Origin of the sequence: Mycobacterium sp. 852002-10029_SCH5224772 (genome assembly GCF_001667315.1) — a bacterium.
In the GTDB taxonomy this organism is placed as follows: Bacteria; Actinomycetota; Actinomycetes; order Mycobacteriales; family Mycobacteriaceae; genus Mycobacterium.
In genome coordinates this window covers 43,191-69,772 of record NZ_LZHT01000115.1, presented here as the reverse complement: position 1 = coordinate 69,772, position 26,582 = coordinate 43,191, and the positions used below count along the sequence as shown (strand labels likewise).

The 26,582-nt window shown below is 67.3% G+C and carries 26 protein-coding genes, 1 pseudogene and 1 riboswitch; of the genes and pseudogenes, 11 read left to right on the top strand and 16 right to left on the bottom strand.

From position 1 onward, the window contains the following. Positions 1 to 196: 196 nt before the first annotated feature. From A5775_RS20780 to A5775_RS25735, 3 genes are all read right to left on the bottom strand, one after another. Entirely contained in the window at positions 197 to 1,108 is a 912-nt protein-coding gene (locus A5775_RS20780; protein ID WP_067256542.1) for a class I SAM-dependent methyltransferase, read from the bottom strand. A 69-nt stretch (positions 1,109 to 1,177) separates the two neighbouring features. Continuing rightward, positions 1,178 to 2,620, bottom strand: coding sequence for a serine hydrolase (locus tag A5775_RS20775; RefSeq protein ID WP_197512789.1), 1,443 nt, complete (start codon positions 2,618 to 2,620; stop codon positions 1,178 to 1,180). Then, on the bottom strand, positions 2,521 to 2,988 hold the full coding sequence (locus tag A5775_RS25735) for a hypothetical protein (RefSeq protein ID WP_197512791.1): 468 nt from the start codon (positions 2,986 to 2,988) through the stop codon (positions 2,521 to 2,523). Before A5775_RS25735 ends, A5775_RS20775 begins: the two co-directional genes overlap by 100 nt. Here A5775_RS25735 and A5775_RS20770 point away from each other — a divergent pair. After that, positions 2,885 to 4,333 carry a peptidase gene (locus tag A5775_RS20770; protein ID WP_067256538.1) on the top strand — a complete coding sequence of 483 codons (1,449 nt, stop codon included), beginning with the start codon at positions 2,885 to 2,887 and terminating at the stop codon, positions 4,331 to 4,333. The two genes, A5775_RS25735 and A5775_RS20770, sit on opposite strands and share 104 nt — an antisense overlap. A gap of 86 nt (positions 4,334 to 4,419) precedes the next feature. Here A5775_RS20770 and A5775_RS20765 read toward each other — a convergent pair whose 3' ends face one another. The 3 genes from A5775_RS20765 to thiC all read right to left on the bottom strand — a co-directional run bounded on the left by A5775_RS20765 (position 4,420) and on the right by thiC (position 7,510). Beyond that, entirely contained in the window at positions 4,420 to 5,049 is a 630-nt protein-coding gene (locus A5775_RS20765; protein ID WP_067256567.1) for an alpha/beta family hydrolase, read from the bottom strand. Further along, positions 5,049 to 5,876, bottom strand: coding sequence for a bifunctional hydroxymethylpyrimidine kinase/phosphomethylpyrimidine kinase (gene thiD / locus A5775_RS20760; RefSeq protein WP_067256536.1), 828 nt, complete (start codon positions 5,874 to 5,876; stop codon positions 5,049 to 5,051). The genes A5775_RS20765 and thiD overlap by 1 nt, the downstream gene beginning before the upstream one ends. After that, entirely contained in the window at positions 5,873 to 7,510 is a 1,638-nt protein-coding gene (gene thiC / locus A5775_RS20755; RefSeq protein ID WP_067256534.1) for a phosphomethylpyrimidine synthase ThiC, read from the bottom strand. Before thiC ends, thiD begins: the two co-directional genes overlap by 4 nt. Beyond that, positions 7,502 to 7,612, bottom strand: a riboswitch (TPP riboswitch). (Overlaps the previous gene by 9 nt.) Before the next feature lie 154 nt (positions 7,613 to 7,766). Here thiC and A5775_RS20750 point away from each other — a divergent pair. Together A5775_RS20750 and A5775_RS20745 are read left to right on the top strand one after the other, a co-directional pair. Continuing rightward, positions 7,767 to 8,426, top strand: coding sequence for a PAS and ANTAR domain-containing protein (locus A5775_RS20750; protein WP_067256532.1), 660 nt, complete (start codon positions 7,767 to 7,769; stop codon positions 8,424 to 8,426). A 98-nt stretch (positions 8,427 to 8,524) separates the two neighbouring features. Further along, a complete protein-coding gene (locus A5775_RS20745; RefSeq protein ID WP_067256529.1) occupies positions 8,525 to 8,875 on the top strand; it encodes an STAS domain-containing protein in 351 nt (116 codons plus the stop codon). On the opposite strand, the gene A5775_RS20740 is transcribed toward A5775_RS20745, so the two are convergent. Next, the gene (locus A5775_RS20740) at positions 8,872 to 9,147 is read right to left on the bottom strand and encodes a hypothetical protein (RefSeq protein ID WP_156660790.1); all 276 of its coding nucleotides are present in this window, start codon (positions 9,145 to 9,147) and stop codon (positions 8,872 to 8,874) included. The genes A5775_RS20745 and A5775_RS20740 overlap by 4 nt on opposite strands. A 63-nt stretch (positions 9,148 to 9,210) precedes the next feature. Between A5775_RS20740 and A5775_RS26325 the strand changes: the two are divergent. Further along, a pseudogene (locus A5775_RS26325) lies at positions 9,211 to 9,288 on the top strand (hypothetical protein); the annotation flags it as partial. Here the strand turns inward: A5775_RS26325 and A5775_RS20735 are convergent. The 5 genes from A5775_RS20735 to A5775_RS20715 form a co-directional block, all read right to left on the bottom strand. After that, on the bottom strand, positions 9,269 to 13,678 hold the full coding sequence (locus A5775_RS20735) for a cation-translocating P-type ATPase (protein ID WP_231995231.1): 4,410 nt from the start codon (positions 13,676 to 13,678) through the stop codon (positions 9,269 to 9,271). The pseudogene A5775_RS26325 and the gene A5775_RS20735 overlap by 20 nt on opposite strands. Before the next feature lie 63 nt (positions 13,679 to 13,741). Continuing rightward, positions 13,742 to 14,215 (bottom strand): hypothetical protein, encoded by a 474-nt coding sequence (locus tag A5775_RS20730; RefSeq protein ID WP_067256522.1) that lies wholly within the window; start codon positions 14,213 to 14,215, stop codon positions 13,742 to 13,744. Positions 14,216 to 14,342: 127 nt separating this feature from the next. Continuing rightward, complete coding sequence (locus A5775_RS20725; RefSeq protein WP_067256564.1) at positions 14,343 to 15,149, bottom strand: exodeoxyribonuclease III; 807 nt, start codon at positions 15,147 to 15,149, stop codon at positions 14,343 to 14,345. A 64-nt stretch (positions 15,150 to 15,213) separates the two neighbouring features. After that, complete coding sequence (locus A5775_RS20720) at positions 15,214 to 16,107, bottom strand: GCN5 family acetyltransferase (RefSeq protein ID WP_067256520.1); 894 nt, start codon at positions 16,105 to 16,107, stop codon at positions 15,214 to 15,216. Then, positions 16,107 to 16,700, bottom strand: coding sequence for a peptide deformylase (locus A5775_RS20715; protein ID WP_067256518.1), 594 nt, complete (start codon positions 16,698 to 16,700; stop codon positions 16,107 to 16,109). Before A5775_RS20715 ends, A5775_RS20720 begins: the two co-directional genes overlap by 1 nt. A 203-nt stretch (positions 16,701 to 16,903) precedes the next feature. Here A5775_RS20715 and A5775_RS20710 point away from each other — a divergent pair, with 203 nt between their 5' ends. From A5775_RS20710 to A5775_RS20680, 7 genes are all read left to right on the top strand, one after another. After that, entirely contained in the window at positions 16,904 to 17,212 is a 309-nt protein-coding gene (locus tag A5775_RS20710) for a DUF3263 domain-containing protein (RefSeq protein ID WP_007768412.1), read from the top strand. 19 nt (positions 17,213 to 17,231) lie between these two features. Next, a complete protein-coding gene (locus tag A5775_RS20705; protein WP_067256516.1) occupies positions 17,232 to 17,705 on the top strand; it encodes a LytR C-terminal domain-containing protein in 474 nt (157 codons plus the stop codon). Between the two features lie 134 nt (positions 17,706 to 17,839). Further along, on the top strand, positions 17,840 to 18,523 hold the full coding sequence (locus A5775_RS20700) for a superoxide dismutase family protein (protein WP_067256513.1): 684 nt from the start codon (positions 17,840 to 17,842) through the stop codon (positions 18,521 to 18,523). Continuing rightward, the gene (locus A5775_RS20695) at positions 18,513 to 19,643 is read left to right on the top strand and encodes a glutamate--cysteine ligase (RefSeq protein WP_067256510.1); all 1,131 of its coding nucleotides are present in this window, start codon (positions 18,513 to 18,515) and stop codon (positions 19,641 to 19,643) included. Before A5775_RS20700 ends, A5775_RS20695 begins: the two co-directional genes overlap by 11 nt. Further along, a complete protein-coding gene (locus A5775_RS20690) occupies positions 19,643 to 20,287 on the top strand; it encodes an LON peptidase substrate-binding domain-containing protein (RefSeq protein ID WP_067256507.1) in 645 nt (214 codons plus the stop codon). The genes A5775_RS20695 and A5775_RS20690 overlap by 1 nt, the downstream gene beginning before the upstream one ends. Positions 20,288 to 20,309: 22 nt before the next feature. Beyond that, positions 20,310 to 21,332, top strand: coding sequence for a TIGR03617 family F420-dependent LLM class oxidoreductase (locus tag A5775_RS20685; protein WP_067256504.1), 1,023 nt, complete (start codon positions 20,310 to 20,312; stop codon positions 21,330 to 21,332). Beyond that, positions 21,329 to 22,147, top strand: a complete 819-nt coding sequence (locus tag A5775_RS20680; protein ID WP_067256502.1) for an enoyl-CoA hydratase-related protein — start codon at positions 21,329 to 21,331, stop codon at positions 22,145 to 22,147. The genes A5775_RS20685 and A5775_RS20680 overlap by 4 nt, the downstream gene beginning before the upstream one ends. Before the next feature lie 21 nt (positions 22,148 to 22,168). Here the strand turns inward: A5775_RS20680 and A5775_RS20675 are convergent, their stop codons facing one another. Genes A5775_RS20675 through A5775_RS20660 form a run of 4 tightly spaced genes read right to left on the bottom strand, consistent with a single transcriptional unit; the run spans position 22,169 to position 26,581 of the window. Then, positions 22,169 to 22,777, bottom strand: a complete 609-nt coding sequence (locus A5775_RS20675) for a TetR/AcrR family transcriptional regulator (RefSeq protein WP_067256500.1) — start codon at positions 22,775 to 22,777, stop codon at positions 22,169 to 22,171. Next, on the bottom strand, positions 22,774 to 23,694 hold the full coding sequence (locus tag A5775_RS20670; protein WP_067256498.1) for an SDR family NAD(P)-dependent oxidoreductase: 921 nt from the start codon (positions 23,692 to 23,694) through the stop codon (positions 22,774 to 22,776). Before A5775_RS20670 ends, A5775_RS20675 begins: the two co-directional genes overlap by 4 nt. Continuing rightward, the gene (locus tag A5775_RS20665; protein ID WP_082953099.1) at positions 23,691 to 25,148 is read right to left on the bottom strand and encodes an acyl-CoA reductase; all 1,458 of its coding nucleotides are present in this window, start codon (positions 25,146 to 25,148) and stop codon (positions 23,691 to 23,693) included. The genes A5775_RS20670 and A5775_RS20665 overlap by 4 nt, the downstream gene beginning before the upstream one ends. Then, positions 25,145 to 26,581, bottom strand: coding sequence for a hypothetical protein (locus A5775_RS20660; protein WP_067256496.1), 1,437 nt, complete (start codon positions 26,579 to 26,581; stop codon positions 25,145 to 25,147). The genes A5775_RS20665 and A5775_RS20660 overlap by 4 nt, the downstream gene beginning before the upstream one ends. Position 26,582 lies beyond the last annotated feature (1 nt).

Here is a 26,582-nt window from a genome sequence, read left to right as displayed (position 1 = left end):
ACTCACCACCACAGCGCCAACAGATCCGATCGAAGACATGACGCCATCATCGCAGCCACCACCGACAAAACCCGGCCATCCCTTTTTCACTTCGGCTGCCAGCACCGCCAATTGAGACGTGAGCCAAGTCAGGTGATACGCGAGCTTCCCTGCTCCCGAAACTTTGTCGACGGCGGTCGTCGTCGAGCTCAGTGAGTCACCGCGGCTGGTCGGTGAGGGCTCCGCTGATGAAGATGGTGTCGTCGTGGTCCGGGGCCTGCACATCGAGGCCGCTGCGCCGGAACAGCTCCGCCAGCGGCACACCTTCGAGCTGCCAGCCCTTGGCGCCGAGATAGTCGAGGACGTGGTTGCGTTGGCCCGTGTAGACCAACGAAGCCAAGTCGACGTCGACGCCATGGTCGCGGAACGGGCTGGATATGGTCCGCGCTCGCTCGGCACCGAAATCCACGATGCTGGCGACGAATTCGGTGGCTACCATGCTTCCCGGTGCGCTGAGTGCGGTGATGTTGTCGAACAGCCGGTCCTGGGCCTGCGGCTTTAGATAAATCAGTAACCCCTCGGCCAGCCACGCCGTCGGTGCCGCCGAGTCAAAGCCGGCAGCGTGCAATGCCGTCACCCAATCCGTGCGCAAGTCGATGGGTACGGCGCGCCGAGTGGCGGAGGGTTCGGCGCCCAGGTCGGCCAAGGTCGTCGTCTTGAACTCGATCACCTGTGGTTGGTCGATCTCGTACACCACCGTCCCGGTCGGCCACGCCAGACGGTAGGCCCGGGCGTCCAACCCCGACGCGAGGATCGCCACTTGCCGAATCCCCCCGTCGGTGGCGTTGAGGACGTAGTCGTCAAAGTACTTCGTGCGGACCGCGTTTCCGTCGACCATCGCCTGCGCCAGGGCCGGTGAGACATCCGCGATCGTCGACATGTCGAGTTCGCCGTCCATCATCTTGGTGAAGAAATCCAACCCCACCGCACGGACCAGAGGTTCGGCGAACGGATCGTTGATCAAACCGCGCGGATCCCTGGTGGCCATCGCGCGCCCGGCTGCGACAATGGTCGCCGTGACGCCGACGCCAGACGTCAGATCCCAGCTGTCGTCGTCGGTGCGGGGCATCAGCCCACCTTAATCGTGACCTGCTATTTCGCTGGCCTGTCGGCGCTGGGTGTATTCATCGGTGCTGTGCTACTGGCGTCGGAACAGGCGCCCGTGGAGGGTACAGAACCAGGCGATGTTGCCGTCCGGTCCACGGACGAAGTTGGATCGACTGCCGGTGGGCTTGCCGTCCGGTCCGAGGTCGATCCCGTAGTCGGGCCGGTAGAAGGCGAGCCCCAGTTTGACGCTATTTTGGCCATCCGGGATGGCATCAGCCATGGTTCCAGCGAGCTGGCCGTCCCGTGCCCGGAAGTCGATGACCGCTTGCTCGAGGATGCCATTCTGGGAAACTTGCCCGGCGATGTACCGGCCCTCATACGGCGCCAGGTCGGCGGCACCAAGGTGTTGCGGTGTGGCAGGCAGGTTGGTGACCCCGGCGAATCTTTGCAACGCCCAGTCGCAGGAGAAAAGGTCATTGATCATCTGAAATCCGCCATCAGAGTTGGTGAGCACGGTCATGGCGAAGTTGCGATCGGGCACCATGAAGAAACCAGAGCGTTGCCCCTTCCAGGTGCCGCCGTGCTCAATGATGGTCACATTCTCCGCGGAGGGCCGCAGCATCCAGGTCACGCCCATCCCGGTCAGTTCGACCCAAAGCGTTCCGCCCGGGCCCGGGTTCGAACGCATTGCCTCCAGCGACTGTCGGCTCAGAATCTGCTCGCCGTCAGGCGCCGTGCCGTCGCCGAGGTGGAACTGTGCGTAACGCAGCTGATCTCGCGCTGTGGACATCAACCCGCCGGTGGGGTTGCAGCTGCGTGGGAATGCCCAAAAGCCGGTATCGACAATGGGTTTGCCATCGACCACGGCGTGCGATGCCGCCACATTCAGACCGATGATCTGGTCGGAAAAATAGCGGGTGTGATCCAGCTGCAGCGGATCAAGTACCAGCTTCTGCACCGCAGACTCGTAGGTTGTTCCGGCGGCAAGCTCAATGATGCGGCCCGCCACCACAAGACCTGAATTGTTGTACGCGAACGCGGTTCCCGGAGGCGTCAGCTGCGGTAAACGTGTCATCGAGTTGACGTAGCGCGCCACCGCGTCATCGCCGCGCCCGAAGTCCTGGCCATTGCGGCCATCCCAGCCCGCGGTGTGGTTGAGCAGCTGGCGCACGGTCACCCTGGCGCTGACCGACTCGTCGGCCACCGCGAAGTCGTGAATGTAGCCGCGCACGGGTGAATCCAGATCTACCTTGCCCTGCTCGACCAGGCGCATCATCGCGGTACCTGTGAAAGTCTTTGTGGTCGAACCGATTCGGAATACTGTGTCGTGGTCGACAGGCAACGGATGGTCGACATTGGTGACCCCGTAGCCCTTGACGTACTCTCGGCCGCCGGCCCAGACCGCAACCGCGACGCCCGGAATCGCATAGTCCTTCATGCCGGCGTTGATCTTGGCATCGAGTTCGTCGAACGCCACGCCAAGGTCCGCGCGGTTAGCAGTTTCAACCACTGCGGCGGCGTTTTCGTACGGCAGTCGATCCGAATGGCTTCGTGGTGTCTTTGGCCTTCAACGGCACCGTCCACATGACCGTCAATATAGCTGGGCTTACGTAACCATCGCGAGGCCTGACACATGCCGAGCCGCCGGCCGAAGGCGGCGGCGAGCCACCACCTTTCCAGCGGAGCCGCGCGGCCGGTGTTTGCTGGATCTCGCGATTTCTCCGGCCGTGAACGGCCGACGCCTTTAGAATGAATCCCCTTGGTGCTGCCGTGTCGCCCGGTCGGGATGAGGTTGGTCATGAATTGCCATGCGCTCAGGTCGGCACTCGTCTGGGCGGCGGCGGTGCTCGTGGTGGCCGGCTGCACGACGTTCGTCGACGGACGCGCCTTGTCGATGCTCAACGACCCTTTCCTGGTCGGCGGGCTGCCCGCGACCAACGGCCCCAGCGGGATTCGCTCGAACGCGCCCAGCCCCACCGGCAAGGTGCTCAACACCGACAGCGGGCCCATCGACACGCTGGCGCTGCTGTCGGTCAACGACATCGAGGATTACTGGCAGTCGGTGCACAGCCAATCGCTGAAGGGCAAGTTCGTTCCGGTCAGCAAGGTGGTGTCCTACGACTCCAACGACCCGAGCAGCCCGATCGTGTGCCACAACGACACGTACAAGCTCGTCAACGCCTTCTACACCTCCCGCTGCAACCTGATCGCCTGGGACCGCGGTGTTTTCATGCCCGTCGCACGAAAGTACTTCGGCGACATGTCCGTCACCGGAGTGCTCGCGCATGAATTCGGGCACGCGCTGCAGCAGATGGCGAAGCTGGTGACCAGAAGGGACCCGACCATCGTCCACGAACAGCAGGCTGACTGTTTCGCGGGCGTCTATCTGTTCTGGGTCGCCGACGGCAAGTCGCCGCGCTTCACGCTCAGCACCGCCGACGGACTCGACCATGTGCTGGCGGGAATCATCACCACGCGTGACCCGGTCATGGACAGCGACACCGAAAACGACGACGCACACGGCTCGGCCCTGGACCGGATCAGCGCCTTCCAGATGGGTTTCCTCAACGGCGCCTCGGCCTGTGCGGCGATCGACCGCAGGGAAATCGAACGGCGCCGCGGCGATCTGCCGAACGCGCTGCGGGTCGACTCCAGCACCGGAACGCCGGAGACCGGCGAGGTCCGGATGAACCAGGACACCTTGTCGACCCTGATGGAACTGCTGGGAAAGATCTTCGCCCCGACCAATCCGCCGGCGCTGTCCTACCAGGCGGCCCACTGCCCGGACGCCAAACCCACCCCGCCGGCGTCCTACTGTCCGGACGCCAACACCATCGCGGTGGAGCTGCCCGGACTCGCCACCATGGGCACGGTCGCCGACGAAAACGAACAGACCCTTCCGCAAGGCGACGACACCGCCCTGTCCGTCGTGATGTCGAGATACGCACTGGCGGTGCAGCATGAACGCGGCCTGCCGATGCAGAGCCCGTGGACCGCGCTGCGCACCGCATGCCTGACCGGTGTGGTGCACCGCAAGATGGCCGATCCCATCGAATTGCCCTCGCACAACCAATTGCAGCTCACCGCCGGTGATCTCGACGAAGCAGTCGCCGGGCTGCTCACCAATCGCATGGTGGCCAGCGACGCTGACGGTACCAGCGTGCCCGCCGGCTTCACCCGAATCGCGGCGTTCCGTGGCGGCGTGACCGGCAACGCCGAGGCGTGTTACTCGCGCTATCCGGGATGACGAACGACGGCCCGGGTCAGCCTATTTCGGCAAGACGGGGAACCACGTGCTTGGCGTAGCGTTCCGCGGTCTCCAGTCGTGACTGCCTAATTCCGCCCGAGCAGTTGCAGTGCGGCGTCGACGGCCAGGGCCGGGACGTTCAAGGTCTTGGACCGCAGATCGTGTCGGGCGCTGGCAATCTCGACGACGGCCGTCGTTCCGCCGATCAGCGCGGCCGCGGTGCGTAGTTCGTCGGGTGTGCCGAAGGGGTCTGACGTCCCATGGGTGAACACCGTCGGCACCGTGATGTCAGGCAGGTGCTCGGTGCGCAGGCGCTCCGGCTTGCCCGGCGGGTGCAGCGGGTAGGAGAACAGCGTCAGCACGTCCACGGCAGCCTCGCCGGCGGCAACCACCATGGATGTCTGCCGGCCGCCATATGAATGCCCGCCGGCGATCAACGGGCCGCCGGAGATGCCACGGCACAACGTGATCGCCTCGACGATGCCGGCACGATCGGTGGCGGCCGACCCGGATGGCGGGCCGGTGGGCCGGCGCCGCCGGTAGGGCAGGTTGTAACGCACCGCCAGCCAGCCGCGCTGCGCCCATTCATCGCAAACCTGCTGCAGCAGTGGCGAATCCCGGTTTCCACCCGCGCCGTGGGTGAGGACTACCACGCCCTCCGGGGTGCCCACGGGTTCGTGTGCGATGCCCGCGATCTGATCGAGGAGGCGGGCCATCATGTCAGGCGAAACAGCGGTGAGACGGGGCCGTGGCCGTGGCCCAGCGGATAGGAGGCCCGCAGACATTCGGTGACCCATCGCTTCCCGAAACCGACCGCGTCCGGCACGGTGAAGCCGTGCGCGAGCGCGCAAGCGGCGGCGCTGGCCAAGGTGTCCCCGCCGCCGTGGTCGTTGCCGGTCGCGATGCGCTCCGCATCGAACTCGTGGTAGCAGGCGCCGTCATAGAGCAGGTCGCAGCTGCGGTCCGACGAGCGCAGGTGGCCCCCCTTGACCAACACCCATTGCGGGCCGAGCGCATGCAAAGCCTTGGCCGCCGCCCGCTGCGACTCGGTGTCCACCACATCGATGCCGACCAGCAGGCGCACCTCGTCGAGGTTCGGCGTCACCAGGGTGGCCAACGGAAACAGTTGGTTGCGAAGCGAATCCAGGGCCGCCGGCGCCATCAGCGCGTCGCCGTGCATGGATGCCGCCACCGGATCGACGACGAGCGGAACCGTCAATCCGAGCCCGCGCCAGGTGGTGGCCACGGTGTCGATGATGCGCGGTGACGCCAGCATCCCCGTCTTGGCGGCCTGAATGCCGATGTCGCTGACGACGGCCTCGATCTGCCCGGCGACGACGTCGTCGGGAACCTCGTGAAAGCTCTTGACCCCCAACGTGTTCTGCACGGTCACCGCGGTCACCGCGACGCACGCGTGCATGCCCAGCAGCGCCATGGTGCGCATGTCGGCCTGGATGCCCGCCCCGCCCCCGGAGTCCGATCCGGCGATGGACAGCACGCGGTGCGGCGTGGTGCCGAGCGCGGGCAGCGGCAGGTAATTCACTGCGTGATCGGCAGATACACCCGATTGCCGTGCTCGGCGAATTCGGCCGACTTCTCCGCCATCCCGGTGGCGAACATAGCCTCGATGTCTTCTTCGGTCTCCAGGCCGTGCTTGGCGGCGTAGTCGCGGACGTCCTGGGTGATGCGCATCGAGCAGAATTTCGGCCCGCACATCGAGCAGAAGTGCGCGGTCTTGGCGGGTTCGGCGGGCAGCGTTTCGTCGTGGTACTCGCGCGCGGTGTCGGGATCGAGCGACAGGGCGAACTGGTCGTTCCAGCGGAACTCGAAACGCGCCGTGCTCAGGGCGTCGTCGCGTTCCTGGGCGTGGGGGTGCCCCTTGGCCAGATCGCCCGCGTGCGCGGCGATCTTGTAGGCGATCACCCCGTCCTTGACGTCCTTGCGGTCCGGCAGTCCGAGGTGCTCCTTGGGCGTCACGTAGCACAGCATCGCGGTGCCGGCCTGGGCGATGATGGCCGCGCCGATCGCCGAGGTGATGTGGTCATAGGCGGGCGCGATGTCGGTGGCCAGCGGGCCCAGCGTGTAGAACGGGGCCTCCTCGCACCACTCCTCTTCCAGCCGCACGTTCTCGACGATCTTGTGCATCGGGACGTGTCCGGGGCCCTCGATCATGACTTGCACGCCATGGGATTTCGCGATCTTGGTCAGCTCACCGAGAGTGCGCAGCTCGGCGAACTGCGCCGCGTCGTTGGCGTCCGCGATCGAGCCCGGCCGCAGGCCGTCGCCGAGGGAGAAGGTGACGTCGTAGCGGGCGAAGATCTCGCAGAGTTCGTCGAAGTTCGTGTAGAGGAACGACTCCTGGTGATGTGCCAGGCACCAGGCCGCCATGATCGAGCCGCCGCGGGACACGATGCCGGTGACCCGCTTGGCGGTCAGCGGCACGTAGCGCAGCAGCACGCCGGCGTGCACGGTCATGTAATCCACACCCTGCTCGCACTGCTCGATCACGGTGTCGCGGTAGAGCTCCCAGGTCAGCTCGGTCGGGTCGCCCTTCGTCTTTTCCAGCGCCTGGTAGATCGGCACGGTGCCGACCGGCACCGGGGAGTTCCGCAGGATCCACTCGCGGGTTTCGTGGATGTTCTTGCCGGTGGACAGGTCCATGATGGTGTCGGCGCCCCAGCGGGTCGCCCACACCATCTTGTCGACCTCCTCGGCGATCGACGACGTCACCGCCGAGTTACCGATGTTCGCGTTGACCTTGGTCGCGAACGCCTTGCCGATGATCATCGGCTCGATCTCGGGGTGGTTGTGGTTGGCCGGGATCACCGCTCGCCCGCGGGCGACCTCGTCGCGCACCAACTCGGCGGGCATGCCCTCGCGGGCGGCGATGAACGCCATCTCCGCGGTGATCTCGCCGGCGCGGGCGCGCTGTAACTGGGTGCCGCGGTCGCGAACCACGCCCGGCCGCGCCGGCAGCCCGGCCGCCAAGTCGATCGTCGCGTCCGGATCGGTGTAGGGCCCCGAGGTGTCATAGAGATCGAAGTGCTCGCCATTGGACAGGTCCACCCGGCGGAACGGAACCCGCCCGCCGGCGACATCGCGGTAGATCTTGTGGCTGCCCGAAATCGGGCCAGTGGTCACGGACGGTGTGGTGGTTCCCGACAGGGTCTCGGTCATTTTTCATCTCCCTACGCCGGCATTACCCGGTCAGGTTCGTACGGTCGACGGCCCCGAGCCGTCCTCTCAGCGCACTCGGCATGCGCTCCCGCGTCTGATGGATGGGTCCGCACGCGACGTTACCCCCACCCCGGGCCGCGCGGCAGAGCGACGGCCCATTCTTCCGGGGGAGTAGCGGACGGCATTGCCCGAGTGGAAAAATGCAAACGTGCAACAGCGCGAGCGAAGGGGAGAGCCGTCGACCAACGGGGACGGCGTGCGATCCGCCGCGCCGTTCGATGCGCCGGCCGATTACCTGAACATCGGCACCTTCCGCTTCTGGTTCGTGGGCCAACGCTGGGAATGGTCCGACGAGGTGGCCAGGATGCACGGCTATGAACCGGGGGAGGTGGAGCCGACGACTCAGCTGTTGTTGTCGCACAAGCACCCCGACGACCGGGCGCACGTCCAGGAGTTGCTCGATTATGCCCTGCAGTCGGAAGGGTCGTTCTCGAGCCGGCACCGATTCCTCGACACCGCGGGGAGGGTGCACGACGCGATCGTGGTCGCCGACCGCATGCACGACGAGTCGGGCGCCGTGCTGGGCACCGAGGGCTATTACATCGACCTCACCGAATCGTTCGACGAAACCCGGCAGGAGGTGCTCGACGAGGCGCTGCCGGATCTGTTCGAGAGCCGCGCGGCCATCGAACAGGCCAAGGGCGTGCTGATGTCCGTCTACCGGGTCAGCGCCGCGCAGGCCTTTCGGGTGCTGCAGTGGCGGTCGCAAGAGACCAACGTGAAACTACGGGCGTTGGCCAAGCAGCTGCTCGATGAAATGGCCACCCTGCCGGCGCCGCCGGCCGCCGTGCAGGCCCAGTTCGACCATTTGCTGCTGACCGTGCACGAGAGGATTTCGCCCGGGTCCGCTGACTAGGGGTTAATCTCTGGTGATCTGCGATGCGCGCCCGCGCATCCCCGCCGCGTCGTCGGGCTTAGCGGCTGCAGATCTCAACGTTGGCTGCGGCGGAAGGCATGAATTTGTTGGCGGTCGAACACGAGCCCCACGAGGACGCGATCATCGTGCGCGTCAAAGGCGCCGTCGACTCCAGTACCGCCGGTGAGCTCGCCGCCCATCTGAAGGCGGCGCTGGGGCTGGCCGCTACCCAGCCCACCCGACCCGTGGTGATCGACTTGCAAGATGTGGACTTCTTCGGAAGCGCGGCGCTGAACGCGATGCTCGACTGCCATGAGGAGGGAAAAGCCGTTGGGACGTCGGTTCGACTGGTCGCCGAGCACGACCAAGTGCTTCGACCGATCCAGGTCACCGAACTGGATCGCGTCTTCGACCTCTACCCGACGCTGTCCGCGGCATTGACGGGCTAGACCTCTTCAATCGCCTCGCCGAGCTCTTCGAGGAGCTTGTTGTGGTGATTGCTTGCCAGCAGGTGTCCGGCGGCGATGACCACCGCCACCGGCCAGTCGATGAGTTCGAGCGCCGCCAGGGCGGCCAGCCCCCCAAAGTAGGCCAGCTGCTCAGGCCGGGGAATCTCCACCTGACCGATCGCCGGCAGGTTCACCACAAAGGATTCGCCCTCGCGGATCTTGTCCACCGCATCGCGCTGGGACGTGTCGCGCCGCGACTTCTTTTCCGCCATCATTTGCCTTTCAGTAACGAAGGGTTTCCCGCCTAGCTGGGTCACGCGTACAACGTCGGACCTATGTCGACGAAGACCGACACCGGGGGCGATCCACTTGTTTCGTCGATTGCTTCGGTGCTCAGGGTGCCGTTACTGGAACTCTATGCGCTGTTGTGGCGCGTCGGGGTTGTCGAGATTCGGAATCCTGAGCGGGAGACTCAGCGAGATCCGACGGCGGCTCGGGGTCTGATCTGTCCGGACCCGTCAGCGCACGCGACAGCACGCCGGTCGCGACCGTCGCCACCGCGGCGGAGCCCAGACCCTGGGCCCAGCCGAACGGGCCGAGCGGTGTACAGCCGAGCAGTTGGCTGACGCCCGGCGTGCTGATCAAGACCCCGACCAGGCCGAGTGAACCCAGCGCGGTGAGCAGCACCAACGGGGCCTGAGATTCCACCAGCGTCTGGCCCAGTTCGGTCCCCACCAGCGCGACCAGCGCGACGGTCGAGGCGCGTTGCGGATTCATCGGACCGGTGAGGCCCGCCATCGCCCACGCGGCCGTCGTCGCCGCCGCCGTGGTGACGCCGCGGATGGCGACCGCCTGCCACAGCGCGGCCTGATCCGCCCCGCGCAGCTGCGGGTTGATCGGGCCGCTGGGCTTGCTGACGGCGAGCGCCGCTGCCGGCAGCGCGTCGGTCATCGTGTTGACCAGCAGCAGCTGGCGGGTGTTCAGGGGCGACGTGCCGGTGATCGCGCTGCCGATGATCGCGAAGATCACCTCGCCGGCGTTGCCGCCGAGCAGGACCGACACCGCGGCCTGCACCCGCCGCCACAGCTGGTGTCCTTCCCGGATGGCCTCCATGAGCGCCTCGATCCGGCCGTCGACCAGCACCACGTCGGCCACCAGGTGGGCGGGGTCGCTGCCATGGGCCACCACGCCGATACCGACCGTGGCGGACCGGATGGCGGCGGCGTCGTTGGCGCCGTCGCCCACCATCGCCGTCCGCACGTCCGCGTTCTCGAGCGCCTGCACAACCTGGACCTTGTTCTCCGGCGTCATGCGGGCGAAAATCACCCGCTCCGCCGCGACGCGCTCCTGGTCCTTGCGCGACAAGGCCTCCCATTCGGTGCCGCTGATGACCTGATCGGCGGTCACGTTCAGCCCGAGTTCGGCGGCGATGGCCTTGGCGGTGATCGGATGGTCACCGGTGATCAGCTTGATACCGACCCCGAGGCCGCCGAGGTCGGCGAGCAATTTCGCCGCTTCGGCGCGGGGGGTGTCGGACAAACCGAGGAACCCGGCCAGCGTCAGCCCGCTGGTGCAGTACTCGACGATGTCATCGGGGTTGTCCGCTATCGCGCGGGCCTGTTGCTGATTCAGCTCGCGCCGCGCCACCGCGATGACGCGCAGGCCGCCGGCGGCGAGTTCAGCGACCGTGCCTTCCATCGCCCCGGTGTCCCCGCAGGCGGCCAAGACCACTTCGGGAGCGCCTTTGACGGTCAGCTCGGTACCGGTCACCGAGGCGGAGAACGACCTGCCGGAGCGGAACGGCAGGTGCGCGGTCGCCGGTCTGGAATCCGAGCCGTTGACCGACGCGGCGGCCGCACCGGCCTCGACGATGGCGACATCGGTGGCGTGCGCCTGCGCGGCGCCGTCCGTCACCGGCGCGGCATGCACGGCGCAACGCAGCACCTCCTCGCGCGAGTGCCCGGACGCGGGATGGACCTGCGAGACGCGGAGGCGGTTTTCGCTGAGCGTCCCGGTCTTGTCGAAGCACACCACCTCGATGCGGCCGAGCGCTTCCACCGAGCGCGGAACCCGAACCAGCGCGCCGAATTTCGTCAGCCGTCGCGCCGACGACGCCTGCGCCAGCGTTGCCACCAGCGGCATCCCCTCGGGAACGGCGGCCACCGCGATGGCGATGGCGCTGGACACCGCGTGCTGCAGTGGGAGGCGGCGCAACAGCCCGAGCGCGCCGACCAGCGCCCCGCCGGTGATGCTCACCGGAAGCGCCTTGGTGGTGAGCTGGCCGAGTTGGTGCTGCAGACCGATGTCGGAGGACAGCTCGCCCGAGATGAGGTCGGCGGCGCGACGCTGCTGGGTGTCGGGTCCGATGGCGGTCACCAGCGCCAGCGCGGTGCCGGCCACCACGGTGGTCCCGGCGAACACCATGCAGCGGCGCTCGGCGAGCGGCGCCCCGGGCGTCGCCTCGACCTGCTTCTCCACCGACAGCGATTCGCCGGTGAGGCTCGACTCGTCGACCTCGACGTCGACCTCCTCGATGACGCGGGCGTCGGCGGGCACCACCTCATGGGTGCGCACCTCGATGACGTCGCCCGGCCGCAGTTGCGCGGCGTCGACGAGGGTGTACGTCCGCGCGCCATCCGGGCCGGTGACGGCCTTTCGGGCGGGTGGAGTTTGTTGGGCCAGTAGATAACTCAACCGCTTCTCGGCGCGCAGCCGCTGCGCGGCGGCCAGAATCGAGTTTCCGGTCAGCACCGTGCCCACCAACATCGCATCGACCGGCGAACCGAGCACCGCGCTCGCCGCGGAGCCGAGCGCCATCACCGGGGTCAGCGGGTCGGACAATTCGGCGCGCACCGCCTTGGCGAGCTGCCAAACCGCCTGCGTGGGTGTCTCCGCGAGCCGCAGGGCGGCGGGGGTGCCTCGCTCCGTCGGGGCGGGCGCCGCGGATTCCTGCGCGGGCAACGCTTTACGGACCTGCTCGACCGACATCGCATGCCATTCGTGCGTGGCGGCCGGGCGCGGGGTGTCCGCGTTGAGGACCCCGCGTGCGAGCAGATACCCCGACAGCAGACCGGCGGCCGCGCCGGCGTTCACCGTTTCGGATCCGAGGTTGCCCCGGACGCCCGGGATCATGAACAGCGACCCCATCGCGGTGGCACCGGCCGAAATCCCGACGCCGCGCTGGGTCGCGGTGTGGGCCGCCGGCAGCGCGTGCAGCACCCGCCAGACGGCCGACAGGTCCGGCAACAGCAGGTCGGCGTTCCACAGCGGCGCCGTGCCGCCGCGCGCAGGCAAGATGCCCAGAGCCAGGTGTGCCAACGAAATAGCTTGTGCGGCAGTCGATGACAGCACGGCCACCGTTTGGCCGGCATCCTGCAGGTCGGCCACCGCGGCGGCGAGTGCGTCGTCGATGGATTTGTCCGTCCCGCTCTTCAGCGGACGGACCTCGTCGAACGCCGGTCGCAACTCGTCGAGCGACTCGTCGTCCACCGAGACCAGTTGCGCCCCCGCGCGGTTGGCCTCGCCGACAACGGCCGAGGCCAGCGGATCGTGTGCGGGCAGGAATAGCGCCTCGACCTGTGCATCCCGCCGGCTGCCCGATATTCCGGGCACCTTGCGCCAGCCGCGCCGCAGGCCACTGTTGTCCAGCATGAGCTGGGCGCGGCTCCACGCCGCGGGCAGCTCGCTGTCGTCTGCGCCGCGGATGCGCGCCACCCGCAACGTCTCGGTACACAAGACCCGGGGGTCGATGACGATCGTGTCGATCTTGTTGAGCCGGCGCAGGCTTTCCGGCCGCAACGGCAACACCGAGTGCCGCTCGGCCAGGCCCCGGCCCAGCGTCGCGGCGAACGCCTCCGGGGTGGTCCGGTTGGCCTTGGGGGTGGTGACCTGCACCGCGGTGGCGGCCATGTTCAGGTTGCGGGTGCCGGCGCCGATCGCGCCCGCGCTGAGCGCCTGAAGGAGGGCGAAACGGCCGGGAGCCCGCTCCATGCCTCTCGACGGTTGCGGGCGCGGCGACCGGTGGGCCAGCGGCTGGTCGGCGTGCCGCGCCAGCTCGGGTTCGTGCTGCTCCCACGCTCTCGCCTCGGCATGGCACTCGGCGACCTTCAGCGACTGCATCGTCAGCCCCAGCGACAGCGACGTCGGCGACTGGGAGAGCGTCTGGCTGGTCGCCTGAACCAGCGTCATCACGGTGTCGGTGGCGGGGCCGCCGATCCGGTCTTCGAGCCGACGGCGCAGCCAGGGCTGATAGTCGAAAAACGTGATGCTCGCGGCGATCGTGACCGGCAGCCGGGGTAACCGCGTCGCCCGACCGAAGAGCGCGACGCCCAACCCGGCCGCATTGGCGGCCACGGTCACGGCCCTGGTGGCCAACACCAGGCCGTCACCCGGCAGGCTCGCCGACGCCGTCGCCGGCCGATCGGCATCCGGTGATGGCGCACAACGGTTTTCGGATTCCTCGACGACGCGGCACAGGTCGCTCAGCGAGGTCTTGGGGTCGTCAAGGTCCACCACCACCCGGGACAGCGGATAATTCAGCTTTGCTGAAGCGACACCGGGATGGGCCAGGATCGCGTCGAGCACGTCCGGGCCGAGTTGGTCGTCGGCCGCGTCGGCAAGGCCGCGCACCTCGATCCACGCGCGGCCGTTGCCGCGCCAGCAATGCCGACGCAGCGTTGCGCGGGAGAGTTCGCCGGACAGTGCCTTGGCGCCCTCGCGCAAGGGGATGGTCGCGACGTCGATACCGGTTTCGATTCCGGCTCGCGCCAGCTCGGTTGTCGCCTGTAAGCCCGCAGAAATCATTCGCGACGGTAGCGACCGTCGCAGAGACGTTGTGATACTCAAGAGTTCAGTAAGGATTCCGTGTCAGTTGGTGCTGCGCAGCGTGGCGCTGCCGGCGCGGCGGCCGGTGGCCTTCTTGGCCGGTTTACTGGCGGCCGCCCGTTTGGCGGGGGCCTTTTGCGGCGGCGGTTTGTGCGTCGGGGGCGCGGGCTCGGGCTTGGTCGGCACCGTCGTGAGCTTTGCCCGGGCCGGCGGGGCCGACTCCTTCTGTTGCCGGGCGATCCGCTGCAACACCAACGCGCCGCCGCCGACGGCGAGCAACACCGGCCACTCGATCACGCCGAGGGCGCCCAGCGCTCCCAGGCCGACCGCGGCGGCCGTGGTCGATTTGCTGCCCTTGCTGATGCCTTGCTGAATGCCGTCCGCGGCGCCCTTGATGCCGCCGACGACACCGTTCACCGCCGCACCGCCGACCGCGCCGGCGGTGGAGGTGGTGACCGATGCCGCACGATTCAGTGTTCGCCCTACGCTGCGAACCGCTCCGTCGACGACACCCATGTTGACTCCCTGACCCATTTTCGTATTCATGCAATTCGCGTTCGCTGTTTTCCTGTATACCGTGGATCGCATAGTTGAGGGGATCTACGGAATTGCGCTGTCAGTTAGCCTACGCCGGGTCGCGGCGTCAGTCGACGCGTACGTCGACCAGCACGGGCGCGTGATCACTCGCGGCTTTGCCCTTGCGTTCCTCGCGGTCGATCTGCGCATCGGTCACGCGACTTGCGAACGCCGGTGAGCCCAGGATGAAGTCGATGCGCATGCCCTGGCGCTTCGGGAACCGCAGCCGAGTGTAGTCCCAGTAGGTGTAGACGCCGGGTCCCGGCGCGAAAGGCCGTACCACGTCGGTGAATTGCGCCTCGACGATGGCGTTGAACGCGCGGCGCTCCGGTGCGGAGACATGCGTGGCGCCGGCAAAGAACTCCATGCTCCACACGTCGTCGTCCTGGGGAGCGATATTCCAGTCGCCGGCCAGCGCGATCGCGGCGGCGGGATCGTCGCGTAGCCAACCTGCCGCCGAATCACGCAGGGCGGCAAGCCAATCGAGCTTGTAGACGTAGTGCGGATCGCCCAGGGCCCGTCCGTTGGGAACGTAGAGGCTCCACAACCGCACGCCGCCGCAGGTGGCGGCCAGGGCGCGGGCTTCCGCGCTGGCGGCCACCTCCGGCTTGCCGCTCCAGGTCGGCTGGCCGTCGAATCCGATCTGCACGTCGTCGAGGCCGACGCGTGAGGCGATCGCCACGCCGTTCCACTGGTTGAAACCGACATGGGCCACCTCGTAGCCGAGTTCGAAGAACGGCAGGGTCGGGAACTGGCTGTCGGAACACTTGGTCTCCTGCATGGCCAGCACGTCGACGTCCGCGCGGGCCAGCCAGTCGACGACGCGGGACAGGCGGGAGCGAATCGAGTTCACGTTCCAGGTGGCTATCCGCAGCGTTGATCGCACGCGCGGGTCGCCATCAACAACCGTGCCGTCGGGCATGAGATCAGACGGTATCTCAGGTGGTGCGGCGGACCGGGAAGTAGCGGCGGTGGTGGTGCAGCCGGAAACCCAGCCATCCGGTGTCGGCCTCGGCGTCGGGGACGGCGACGTAACCGCGGGTGGCGCCGCGAGCGGCGCCCCACGCCAAGAGCGCTTCGCACAAGGCCGTTGCGGTCCGGTCGTCGCCGCCGATCGCCGACAGCCCGACCCAGCGTGCGCCGTCGGGTGCGTCGGTCACCGCGGCGCGTGCAACCGCCGCGCCGTTCAGCGTCCCGAACATGAGCTCGCCGTTGCCGACCGCGCTGAGCACCTCGACGCCGACCTCGTGCCCGAATAGCCTCAACCAGGCGTCGTCGGGGCGCGCCGACAGGCTGACGGACGGGTCGGGTTCGCGCGCTGCCATGTCGGACACGTCGCGCACCAGGACGCTCTCGGGGTGTTCACCCGTCGACCCGGTCGGCACCGACAACAAGCGATCGGGGATGGCCAGTCGCGGTGCCAGGCCGCGGTGCTCGTACCAGTCCACGATCGCGGGCACCGTGCTCAGGCGTGACGAAATATCCAGCGGCACCGCCGAATTGGCGGGAAGTGCGGTGCCCTTGCTGGTTGGGGGGCCGGCCCGCAGCAGCCAGCCCTCCAGCCAGGCGTGTTCGACGCCGGGCCACGCCATGGCCGCCGCGTGCTCGAGCGCCCGAATATCCGAGGTGCGTACCGGGGCGAAGGTCAGCACCCGCAGCATGACCACATCGGCGGGCGAACATTCGACGACCGCACCCGTTTTCGTCTGCAGCCGCACTACAGGGTCGACCGCCAGCAGGTGTCCCACCGCGTCGGTCAACGGCGGTACCGATCCGTCCTCGCGCCGGTAACGCACCATCACCCGCGTTCCCAGGGCCGGCCACGAGATCATCAGTGACCGAACGGGTCGGGTCCCTCGCCCGGCATCCAGGAGAGGCCGGGCACGCCCCAGTTGTTGGATTTGACAGCCCGTTTCGCGCTGCGGGCATGCCGGCCGACGAGGCGATCCAGATACAGGAAGCCGTCCAGGTGCCCGGTCTCGTGTTGCAGCATCCGGGCGAACAGGTCGTCGCCCTCGAGGATGACCGGGTTGCCGTCGGCGTCCAGGCCGGTGACCCGCGCCCATTTGGCCCGGCCGGTGGGGAACGACTCGCCGGGTACCGACAGGCAGCCCTCGTCGTCGTGATCCGGGTCGGGCATGGTCTCGGGTATCTCGGAGGTTTCCAGGACCGGATTGACGACGACTCCGCGCCGGCGCTCGGTGCGTCCTCGTTCGTCGGCGCAGTCGTAGACGAAGACGCGCAAGCCGACCCCGATCTGGTTGGCCGCCAGGCCGACCCCGTGCGCGGCGTCCATGGTGTCGTACAGGTCGGCGATCAACTCGGGCAGATCCGCGGGCAGCGAACCGTCGGCAGCGACGGGCACCGGTTTCGTCGGGGTATGCAGGACGGGATCTCCCACAATGCGGATCGGAACGACTGCCATGGTCGGCTAAGCTACCGCACGCCTGCGGGCTGCTCAGCCGCCGATCTTCGGGGGTGGGCAATTAGGTCAATCGGCCGACTCGCGGGTCTGGATGACGGCTTGAGGGTTTGGGGCGTGTTTCAATATTCGCCGAAACACGCCCTTAGCTAGGTCAAGTCATTCGAGCAGTTCGGAATTCGCCGAAAGGGTCCAGGGGAAGCAATATGGACAGCGCCATGGCGCGGGCAAATCGATCGGGGGACGATTCTGAGATCGCAGATGGCCTTACCCGCCGCGAGCACGACATCCTGGCCTTCGAACGCCAGTGGTGGAAGTTCGCCGGTGTGAAGGAAGACGCCATCAAGGAATTGTTCTCGATGTCGGCGACGCGGTACTACCAGGTTCTCAACGCGCTTGTTGACCGTCCTGAGGCGCTGGCGGCCGACCCGATGCTGGTAAAACGGCTGCGACGGCTGCGCGCCAGCAGGCAGAAGGCGCGCGCGGCGCGGCGTCTCGGCTTCGAGGTGACCTGACTCGTTACAGTAGGGCTCGATGAAAGAACGAGTTCCCGACTCAACTGGGCTGCCCTTGCGGGCCATGGTGATGGTGCTGTTGTTCCTCGGCGTCATTTTCCTGCTGCTTGGTTGGCAGGCCCTCGGCACTTCTGGGAGCTCTGACGACGATTCGGCGTCGCCGGTCCCCAGCGCGGCCGCCACCTCGTCGGCCACGTCGACGAACGCCAAGCCGGCGACCACCCAGGCCGACGTGCAGGTGTACAACATCTCCTCGAAAGAGGGTGTCGCCGCGCGCACCGGAGACCAGCTGACGTCCGCGGGCTTCAAGGTCACCAAGGTCGACAACATGGCCGTGCCCGAGGTCTCGGCCACCACGGTCTACTACACCGATGCCGACGACGAGCACGCCACCGCCGACGCGATCGGCAAAAAACTGGGCGCGCCCGTCGAACCGCGAATTCCCGCGCTGAGCGGAGAGCCGCCGGGTGTCATCGTCCTCGTCGCGGGCTGAGTAAGCGCCAGGTTCGATCGCCCGACTCCTCCGCGAGCCGTTCCGGCTCGCATCGTCACCGGGCCCAGGTTCGATCGCCCGACTCCTGCGCGAGCCGTTCCGGCTCGCATCGTCACCGGGCTAGGCTGCTGGCTATGCGTAAGCTGCCCCCTTCTCTGGTTCTGGCCGGATGCGTCGCGTTGCTGGGCGCCTGCTCGACGCCGCAGTACGCGTCGTCCGTCCCGGGCACCACGCCAGCGGTCTGGACCGGATCGCCGTCGCCGTCGGGCGCCAGAGGCGCGGAGGCCGGGCCCGCGGAGGTGCCGACCGTCACCACGCACCTGAAGGCGCCGGACGGCACCCAGGTCGCGATCGCGAAGTTCGAATTCAACAACGGCTATGCCACCATTACCATCGAAACGACCGCCAACGGTGTACTGGCGCCCGGCTTCCACGGCGTGCACGTCCACAAGGTTGGCAAGTGCGAGCCCAACTCGGTCGCCCCGAACGGCGGTGCGCCCGGGGACTTCCTGTCCGCCGGTAGCCACTTTCAGGTGCCCGGCCACGCCGCCCACCCCGCCAGTGGTGACCTGACCTCCCTGCAGGTGCGCGAGGACGGCTCCGGGACGTTGGTGACCACCACCGACGCGTTCGCCATGGAGGATCTGCTCACCGGGCAGAAGACCGCGATCATCATTCACGCCGGCGCGGACAACTTCGCCAATATCCCGGCGGAGCGCTACAACCAGACGAACGGAACACCGGGCCCCGACGACATCACGATGAGCACGGGTGACGCTGGCAAGCGGGTGGCATGCGGTGTCATCGGTGCCGGCTAAACGACCTGAGGCGCGCATCGATTTCGCCCGTTCGTCACGGCCGACAATCGGGGTGGAGTGGGAGTTCGCGCTCGTGGACGCGCGGACCCGCGACCTGAGCAACGAAGCCACCGCGGTGATCGCCGAGATCGGCGAAAATCCGCGTGTGCACAAGGAATTGCTGCGCAACACCGTCGAGGTGGTCACCGGCATCTGCCAATCCGCGGGCGAGGCGATGGAGGACCTGCGGGAGACGCTGGGCCCCGCGCGCCGCATCGTGCGGGATCGGGGGATGGAGCTCTTCTGTGCCGGGGCACATCCGTTCGCGCAGTGGAACGCCCAGAAGCTCACCGCCGGCGCGCGCTACGCCGAACTGATCAAGCGCACCCAGTGGTGGGGACGGCAGATGCTGATCTGGGGTGTGCACGTGCACGTCGGGATCTCCTCGCCGAACAAGGTGATGCCGATCATGACGTCGCTGCTGAACTACTACCCGCACCTGTTGGCGCTGTCGGCGTCCTCGCCGTGGTGGACCGGCGTGGACACCGGGTACGCCAGCAACCGGGCGATGATGTTTCAGCAGCTGCCCACCGCCGGGCTGCCGTTCCAGTTCCAGACCTGGTCGGAGTTCGAGGGGTTCGTCTACGACCAGAAGAAGACCGGCATCATCGATCACGTCGACGAAGTCCGTTGGGACATCAGGCCTTCGCCGCACCTGGGCACGCTTGAGATGCGGATCTGTGACGGCGTGTCCAACCTGCGGGAGCTGGGCGCGCTGGTCGCGTTGACGCATTGCCTGGTGGTCGATTTGGATCGCAGGCTGGAGGCCGATGAGTCGTTGCCCAGCATGCCGCCGTGGCACAACCAGGAGAACAAATGGCGCGCGGCCCGCTACGGCCTGGACGCGGTGATCATCTTGGACGCCGACAGCAACGAGCGATTGGTCACCGAGGATCTCGATGACGTGCTGACCCGGCTGGAGCCGGTCGCTAAGAAGTTGAATTGCGTCGACGAGCTGGCCGCGGTGGCTGAGATACCCAGGCGGGGCGCGTCATACCAGCGTCAGCGCCGGGTGGCCGAGGACCATGACGGCGACCTGCGCGCGGTCGTCGACGCGCTGGTGTCCGAGCTGGAAATCTGATGAGCGCCCCCGAATCCCTTGAGCTGGCCATGTTTCCGCTCGAGTCGGCACTGCTGCCCGACCAGGACCTGCCGCTGCGGATCTTCGAGCCGCGCTACGGCGCGCTGGTGCGGCACTGCCTGGATACCGGCGACCCGTTCGGGGTTGTGCTGATCTCGCGCGGGCGCGAGGTGGGCGGCGGCGATGTGCGTTGCGACGTCGGCGTGATGTCGCGGATCACCGAATGCGCCGACCAGGGCGCCGGCCGGTATGCACTGAACTGCCGGACCGGGGAGCGCATCCGGGTGTGCGAATGGCTGCCTGACGATCCCTATCCGCGGGCGCGGGTCGCGCCGTGGCCCGACGAGCCGGGCGCCGAGGTGTCGCCGGCGCAGCTGCGAGACGTCGAAGACCGCGCGGTGGCCCTGTTCGAGCGGATCGCGCAGGCGCGCGGGATCACGCTGCCCGGTCGCGAGGTGATGCTGGGTCACGACCCGGACAGCCCGATCGGACAACGCCTGTTCGCCTTGGCCTCTCGCATCCCGATCGGCACCGCCGACCGCTACACGGTGCTGGCGGCGGCGACGGCCGCCGAGCGCCTTGCCGCGCTGCGCGAGGCCGTGGACGCCGTCGCCGAGGTAGTCGAGTTTCAGCTCTCCGAATGACACTGCGCGACAGGAGCTCACGATGAAGGTTCACCTGCAGGTGGACGGTTCACCCGCGGGTGCGGCGGCAAGCGCCGCCGACATCGCCGCGACAGGTGCCGACGGTCTGTTCACGTTCGAGGGCCAGCACGATGTCTTTTTCCCGCTGCTGATCGCCGCGGGCGCGACCGGCCTGGACCTGATGACGAACGTGGCGATCGCCCCGCCGCGCAGCCCCCTGCACCTGGCGCACTCCGCCTACGACCTGCAGCTCTACAGCGGTGGCCGGTTCCGCCTCGGCCTCGGTTCACAGATCAAGGTACACATCGAAAAGCGTTATGGCAGTAAGTGGGACAGGCCCGCGGCGCGGATGGCCGAGGCCATTGCGGCGATCAAGGCCATCTTCGCCGCGTGGGAAGGCCAGGGCCGCTTGGACTTTCGCGGCGAGTTCTACACGCATACCGTGATGGCGCCCAATTTCAACCCCGGCCCTAATCCGTTCGGGCCGCCGCCGGTGCTCCTGGGCGCGCTGGGGCCGGTGATGACCCGCACGGCCGCTGAAGTCGCCGACGGCCTTCTGGTGATGCCGTTCAACAGCGCCCGTCACTTCGCCGAGCGCACCGTGCCCGCGATCGGCGAGGGGCTGCGTCGCTCCGGGCGGGTGCTCGGGGAGTTCACCGTCATCGCCCAGGCCATGGTCGCGGTCGGCCGCGACGAGGCCGACCTGGCCGCCGCGGTCGACGGGGTGGCCTCCCTCATCGCGTTTTACGGTTCGACGCCCGCCTACCTGCCGGTGCTGCAGGTCGAGGGCTGGGCCGACGTCCAGCCCGAACTCAACGCGCTGTCCAAGCAGGGCCGCTTCGCCGAGATGCGCCGGCTGATCAGCGACGAGATGGTGGGCCGGATCGGGATTGTCGGGACGCCCGAGCAGTGCGCGCAGCAGATCGCCGCCCGCTTCGGCGAACACGCCGGCGAGGTGTGCTGTTATTTCCCCGGCTACACGCCCCGCGACGCCGACATCGCCGACCTGATCGGCGCCCTGCACCGGGCGCCGGCCCTGCGATGAGCGATGACCTGAAGGTCGAAATCGACTCCGGCGTGGCGGTGCTCACCCTCAATCGGCCCGAGCACCTGAACGCCTATACCGCCGAGATGGGCTCGCTGCTGAGCCGGGCGTACCGGGACTGCGACGAGGACGACGACGTCCGGGCCATCGTGGTGACCGGAGCGGGGCGCGCGTTTTGCGCCGGTGCCGACTTCTCCGCTGGCGCAAGCCCGTTCGACGCGCCCGTTGATGACAGCACGTTCACGGCGTCACCGATCATTCCGGCCGCCTTCGAATTGCGCAAACCGGTGATCGCCGCGGTCAACGGCCACGCCATCGGCATCGGCCTGACCATCGCGTTACAGGCGGACATCCGCATCCTCGCCGAGCACGCCAAATACGGTGTGGTGCAGGTTCGTCGGGGCGTAATCCCCGACTGCATGGCGCACTGGACGCTGACCCAGTTGACCACCCTGGGGGTCGCCGCCGATATCCTGCTCACCGGGCGGACATTCGGCGGGGACGAGGCGATGGCGCTCGGGATCGCCACTCGGGCCTTGCCGGCCGAGCAGGTGCTCGACCACGCGCTGACCGTGGCCCGCGACATCGCGGTCAACGTCGCGCCGATGTCGGCGGCGCTGTGCAAACGCCTGCTATGGGACAGCGCGATCAATCACTACACACCGCGGCAGGTCGCCGCGCTGGAGACCCAGCTGCACGAGCGGGTGATGGGCAGCGCCGACGCCGGCGAGGGCGTCGCCGCATTCCTCGACCGCCGGCCGCCTAACTTCAGCGCGCGGCTATCCCGGGAGTGGACGCCGCTTCCCGAGCCGTGAGCGCAGTGACTATCCGCCGGATTATGCCCGGCGGGCGCGCCGACGCGGCGGGCCGGCGTCGGCGGTGAGCAATTCGGCCAGTGCGGCGCCGAGGTTGTGCAGGTTGCTTTCCAGCGAATAGGACCGATCGAGAGTCCAGTTGAGGATGCCCCCGGACAGGGCGCCGACCATGATGTCGGCCAAGGTTTGTGCGTCGTGGCGCGCGCTGACCTCACCGCGCGACACCCCCTCCTTGACCAGCTCGACAAAGGTGTCGTGCGGGTTGGATCCGCGCTGGATACCGTAGCCGCTGGTGGCCAGCATTTCCCCGATCATCTCGCGGTAGGTGTCGCCCGACCCGGCCAGCGTCGCGGCGATGTCGTCGAACACACCGACCAGGCGCGCCGGGATCGCTTCGTCGGCGCGGTCGAACACGACGTCGTGCAGGTTGACCAGCCGCTGCTCGGCCAGCGCGCGGACCATCTCCTGCCGGGTGGCGAAATGGTTGAAAAACGTTCGGTTGGCCACGTCGGCGCGTTCGCAGATCTCCTCGATGGTGGTGACCGCGACGCCGTGATCCAGAAACAGGTCGAAGGCGGCGGTGAGAATTTTCTCCCGCACCTCGCGTTTGCGGCGCTCGAGCCTACTCATGATGTGGCGCAGAGCTTCTCGGAGAGCTCCCACAGTTCTGCCGCGCGCTGGGGGTCGCGGGCGTGGGGCGCAGCCTCGCCGATCGCGCAGGCTTCCAGGTAAAGGCCGCCACGGTCGGCGAGCTGAGGGCTGATCGCGGCCCACACCTGGGTGGCCGCGCCTTGTTCGGGCATCACGAAGTCGAGGAAGCCGTCGGAGGGTTCGCTGCTGTTTTCGGCAGTGAACTTGCGCAGCTGGGAGAAATCCGACCGCGACATGTACCGCGCGAGCGCGGTGGCGACGGTACCGGGATGCACGGCGTAGGCCCGGATTCCCGCGTCCTGCAAGCGCCGGTCGGCTTCCAACGCGTGCAGGATATTGGCCGTTTTGGCTGCGCCGTAGGCGGCGAACTTGTCGTATTCGCGACGCTCCCAGTTGAGGTCCTCGAAGTCGGCGTCGGCCATGATGTGCCCGCCGGACGAGAGGATCACCACCCTGGCGTCGCCGGCGGCGGCGAGCCGGGGGACGAGGAGGCGGGTCAGCTCGAAGTGGCCGAAATGGTTTGTCCCGATTTGGAGTTCGAAGCCATCCTGCGTCCTGCCCGGCGGCGTGAACATGACTCCGGCGTTATTCATCAACACGTCGACTACCGGTGTGATCTCACCGATCGCGACGGCCGCTGCGCGGACGCTGGACAGTGTGGTGAGGTCGAGCAGCACCGTCGACGTCCGGGCGCGCGGTACCTCGGCCGCGATCCACGCAGCTGTCTCCGCCAGTGCCTCGCGATTGCGGGCGGCCATGATGACGTGCGCGCCTGCGGCGGCCAGCGCCCGGGCCGACTCGCGGCCCAGCCCCGACGACGCTCCGGTGATCACACATGTCTTGCCGGACAGGTCGATTCCCTCGACGACCTCATACGCGGTCGGATGTTCGGTCATGCCATCGCCACTTGCCACAGGGGGAGGACGACGGCGGGGTCGCATTCCTCGTCGACGATCCACTTGCACATCCGTCGGATGGGCTCGATGGCGTCCTGCGGCATGGCGACCGCGACACTGCAGGCGTACCCCAAGCTGGTCAGGCGCTGGGCGCCGAACAACGGCAGGGTGTCGCGCAGCCGGTGCTTGAGTGATTCGGGGTAGATGCCGATGGTTTGCGTGTAGGCGTTCACGGCGGCGGTCACCTTGTCGATGCTATCCACCGGCACGATGTTGGCGACACGCCCCGACAACATCGGCGAATAGTCCACGGGCTCATCGATTTGGGAGACGACGATAGCACCCTCGCGTTGCTCGCCGCCGACCACGCGATAGAAGTCCTCGGCCATGCGCGAGGACTCGACGTGCTCGAAGAGTTCGCGGCTGGGATAGCGCGGCGGGGTGCTGACTACCGGGGGTAGACGAACGAGTTCGGAGTAGATCAGTTCGCCCAGCCGGTTGGCGTTGGCCAGGCCCGCCGCGTCGGTTCCGGTGAGCGCATAGATGACCCGGGCGTTGGCACACCCTTCCTGATTGGCCACCCCGACGTCGATCGCGGCGCGGCGGGCCACCTCGCGCAGCGTCTCCTCGTCCGCGAATGCCTCCGCGCCGATGATGGTGGCGCTGCGCTTGGGGTCCAGGGCGATCAGCTCCAAACCAGGCTGAATGTAACGGGTCACGTGTTTGACCGAGGCCAATCCACCCCAGGCCACGATCTTTTCGATGTGGTGCGGCTGGTAGAGCTTCTCCTCGACCGCCAGATCACCACCCTTCCAATATCCGACGGCCAGGTGTTTGGTGAGCGGGTGATCGGGCGCGATATCCGCCAGTGTGCGGGCGATCGCGATCGCAGTGAGGGGATCGTTGGACGGAACCTTGACGATGACGTCAGACCGGGTGATTACCGAACGCAGGATGGTCACCGCCGAGACGAGGCCGCCGTTGCCCGCCGGGATGTGCAGCACACGGGATCCGAAGGCCCGCACCCGCAATTCGCGGCCATCACGCAGGGTGTGCGGCACCCACCCGTTGAGGTAATTCAGCCCGACCTGGGTGTCGGCGATTTCGGTGACGTTGTCGCGGGAAAACAGCGGGGGCAGCACCCGATAGCTGTTCTTCAGCATCTCCGCCGGCAGCACGTTGGAGACCAACGAGGCTTCGTAGGCTTCCTGCAGATGGGAATTCGTCTCGAAGTCCAGCGCGTCGCCAAGGGCGGCCAGCACATCGAGGATCTCGTCGAAGCTCAGCTCGTAGAGGTCGCTGAGCTGTCCCGGGTTTTTCAGCGGCAGGTGCTCGACATACTTGCTCATGTCCGGCGCCTGGAATTGGGAGGCGCCGATTCGGGTCTCGAAGGGTACGAGGTCATCGGTGATGACCTGGCCCCGCAAGAACAGCGGGACGGTGTAGGCGATCACAGCTCGACGCCCTTCATGAAGTTGACCGCTTCGTTGTGCACCTCTTGCGTCGCGGCGCAGGTGATTCGGTCGTCGTCAACGCCCTGCTTCTCGCTGTAGCGGGTGATCTCGGGTTCGAAGGCGACGCTGACCTGCCCGCACGGACACCGCAGGTCCCAGTTGATGATGACTTCGTCACCGGAGATGACACCACCCCAGTGGGCGCGCAGCAGGATGTCGTAGACGGCGGCGCGGCCGGTCTGGATGCCGGTGCGGGGAAGCGGCTCGCTGGTGTCGGGATCGAGTACGAAGGGGATGACCCACGGCGCCACGTGGTAGCGGCCCTGACTACAGCCCCAGTGAAAGGTGCTCGATTCGGAGAAGCCGTAACCGACCTGGATGCGATCGACGCCGAGAAACTCCTTGATCACGTCCATGAAATCATCGGGCAGCGCAACGCCTTTCATGCCGCCGCCGGTCAGAATCGCCGAGTCTGGGGCGAACACGTTTCGAACTCCACGCTGCAGACCGGCCTTGGCGATGTCATACATCAGGTGGTAGGTGCCCAGCATGAAGACCCGTTTGCCGCGTAACTGGTCGCTGAGCCGGGTGAAGAACGCCTCCATGTCGTCGGCCTGGCGCGCCTGCATGGCGATGAACTCATCCTTGCGGGCGGCCAGTGCGGGGTCGACTTCGAGCCGATCGAGTTCACCGCGGGACGCTGCAGCGCGCATCTTGGAGGCCAGAAACATCAGGTCGGTGTCGATCGCGCCCGGATACAGGGCGTGAAATCTGGTTTCGTCGCCGCCGGTGAAGCCGCGCTTGATCATGTTGGCGATGCGCAGATGGCCGAGCTTGCCGCTGGCGAAGTTGGGCCACACCACGTCGACCGAGGGATTGAGTTCCGCCTCGGTGGGTTCTTGGCCAAATGTCTGAAACAGACAGATCTTCCAGAGCACCATGCCTTCTTCGGCGCCGCGCTTGTCCTTGGGCAGGATCGAAATGGTGCCGGTGGTGCCGCTGGAGGTGATGACCTCGAGCGGAGTCTGTTCGTCGAGGCGGTCGATCCAGTCGTCGATGCCGGCGCATCCGGTCGTGTCCACGCCCGACAAGTCATAGCTGGTCAGCTTGTCCAGCCACTGGGTCATCAGGTCGAAGCGCTTCTTGTCGATCAGCGCCGCCGGGTACGATTTGAACGCCGTATGCGAAAACATCAGCGGCACAACATCATCGAAGCGATCGAGCGCACTGATACCCAGCCGGTCGGCCAGCTTGCGCAAGATCTCGATGCTTCGATAGTGCTCGGCGAAGCGGATGCGCATGGCTTGGCGCTGCAGCTCTTCGAGCTCGCGACGTCCGATGCTGTGCATCCGCGTGTAGGAGTGGCCGAAGAAGCTGATCGGGTCGTTCATGAACTCGCTCAGCGGCCGCGCCGCGTGGTGCGTGACTGTCATC

Coding starts and splice junctions, on each gene's coding strand:
- A5775_RS20780 (WP_067256542.1), bottom strand. CDS start 1,108: ATGCCCCGCACCGACGACGACAGCTGGGATCTGACGTCTGGCGTCGGC.
- A5775_RS20770 (WP_067256538.1), top strand. CDS start 2,885: ATGAATTGCCATGCGCTCAGGTCGGCACTCGTCTGGGCGGCGGCGGTG.
- A5775_RS20765 (WP_067256567.1), bottom strand. CDS start 5,049: ATGGCCCGCCTCCTCGATCAGATCGCGGGCATCGCACACGAACCCGTG.
- thiC (WP_067256534.1), bottom strand. CDS start 7,510: ATGACCGAGACCCTGTCGGGAACCACCACACCGTCCGTGACCACTGGC.
- A5775_RS20745 (WP_067256529.1), top strand. CDS start 8,525: ATGAATTTGTTGGCGGTCGAACACGAGCCCCACGAGGACGCGATCATC.
- A5775_RS20740 (WP_156660790.1), bottom strand. CDS start 9,147: ATGGCGGAAAAGAAGTCGCGGCGCGACACGTCCCAGCGCGATGCGGTG.
- A5775_RS20735 (WP_231995231.1), bottom strand. CDS start 13,678: ATGATTTCTGCGGGCTTACAGGCGACAACCGAGCTGGCGCGAGCCGGA.
- A5775_RS20730 (WP_067256522.1), bottom strand. CDS start 14,215: ATGGGTGTCGTCGACGGAGCGGTTCGCAGCGTAGGGCGAACACTGAAT.
- A5775_RS20720 (WP_067256520.1), bottom strand. CDS start 16,107: ATGATCTCGTGGCCGGCCCTGGGAACGCGGGTGATGGTGCGTTACCGG.
- A5775_RS20715 (WP_067256518.1), bottom strand. CDS start 16,700: ATGGCAGTCGTTCCGATCCGCATTGTGGGAGATCCCGTCCTGCATACC.
- A5775_RS20710 (WP_007768412.1), top strand. CDS start 16,904: ATGGACAGCGCCATGGCGCGGGCAAATCGATCGGGGGACGATTCTGAG.
- A5775_RS20705 (WP_067256516.1), top strand. CDS start 17,232: ATGAAAGAACGAGTTCCCGACTCAACTGGGCTGCCCTTGCGGGCCATG.
- A5775_RS20700 (WP_067256513.1), top strand. CDS start 17,840: ATGCGTAAGCTGCCCCCTTCTCTGGTTCTGGCCGGATGCGTCGCGTTG.
- A5775_RS20690 (WP_067256507.1), top strand. CDS start 19,643: ATGAGCGCCCCCGAATCCCTTGAGCTGGCCATGTTTCCGCTCGAGTCG.
- A5775_RS20685 (WP_067256504.1), top strand. CDS start 20,310: ATGAAGGTTCACCTGCAGGTGGACGGTTCACCCGCGGGTGCGGCGGCA.
- A5775_RS20680 (WP_067256502.1), top strand. CDS start 21,329: ATGAGCGATGACCTGAAGGTCGAAATCGACTCCGGCGTGGCGGTGCTC.
- A5775_RS20675 (WP_067256500.1), bottom strand. CDS start 22,777: ATGAGTAGGCTCGAGCGCCGCAAACGCGAGGTGCGGGAGAAAATTCTC.
- A5775_RS20670 (WP_067256498.1), bottom strand. CDS start 23,694: ATGACCGAACATCCGACCGCGTATGAGGTCGTCGAGGGAATCGACCTG.
- A5775_RS20660 (WP_067256496.1), bottom strand. CDS start 26,581: ATGACAGTCACGCACCACGCGGCGCGGCCGCTGAGCGAGTTCATGAAC.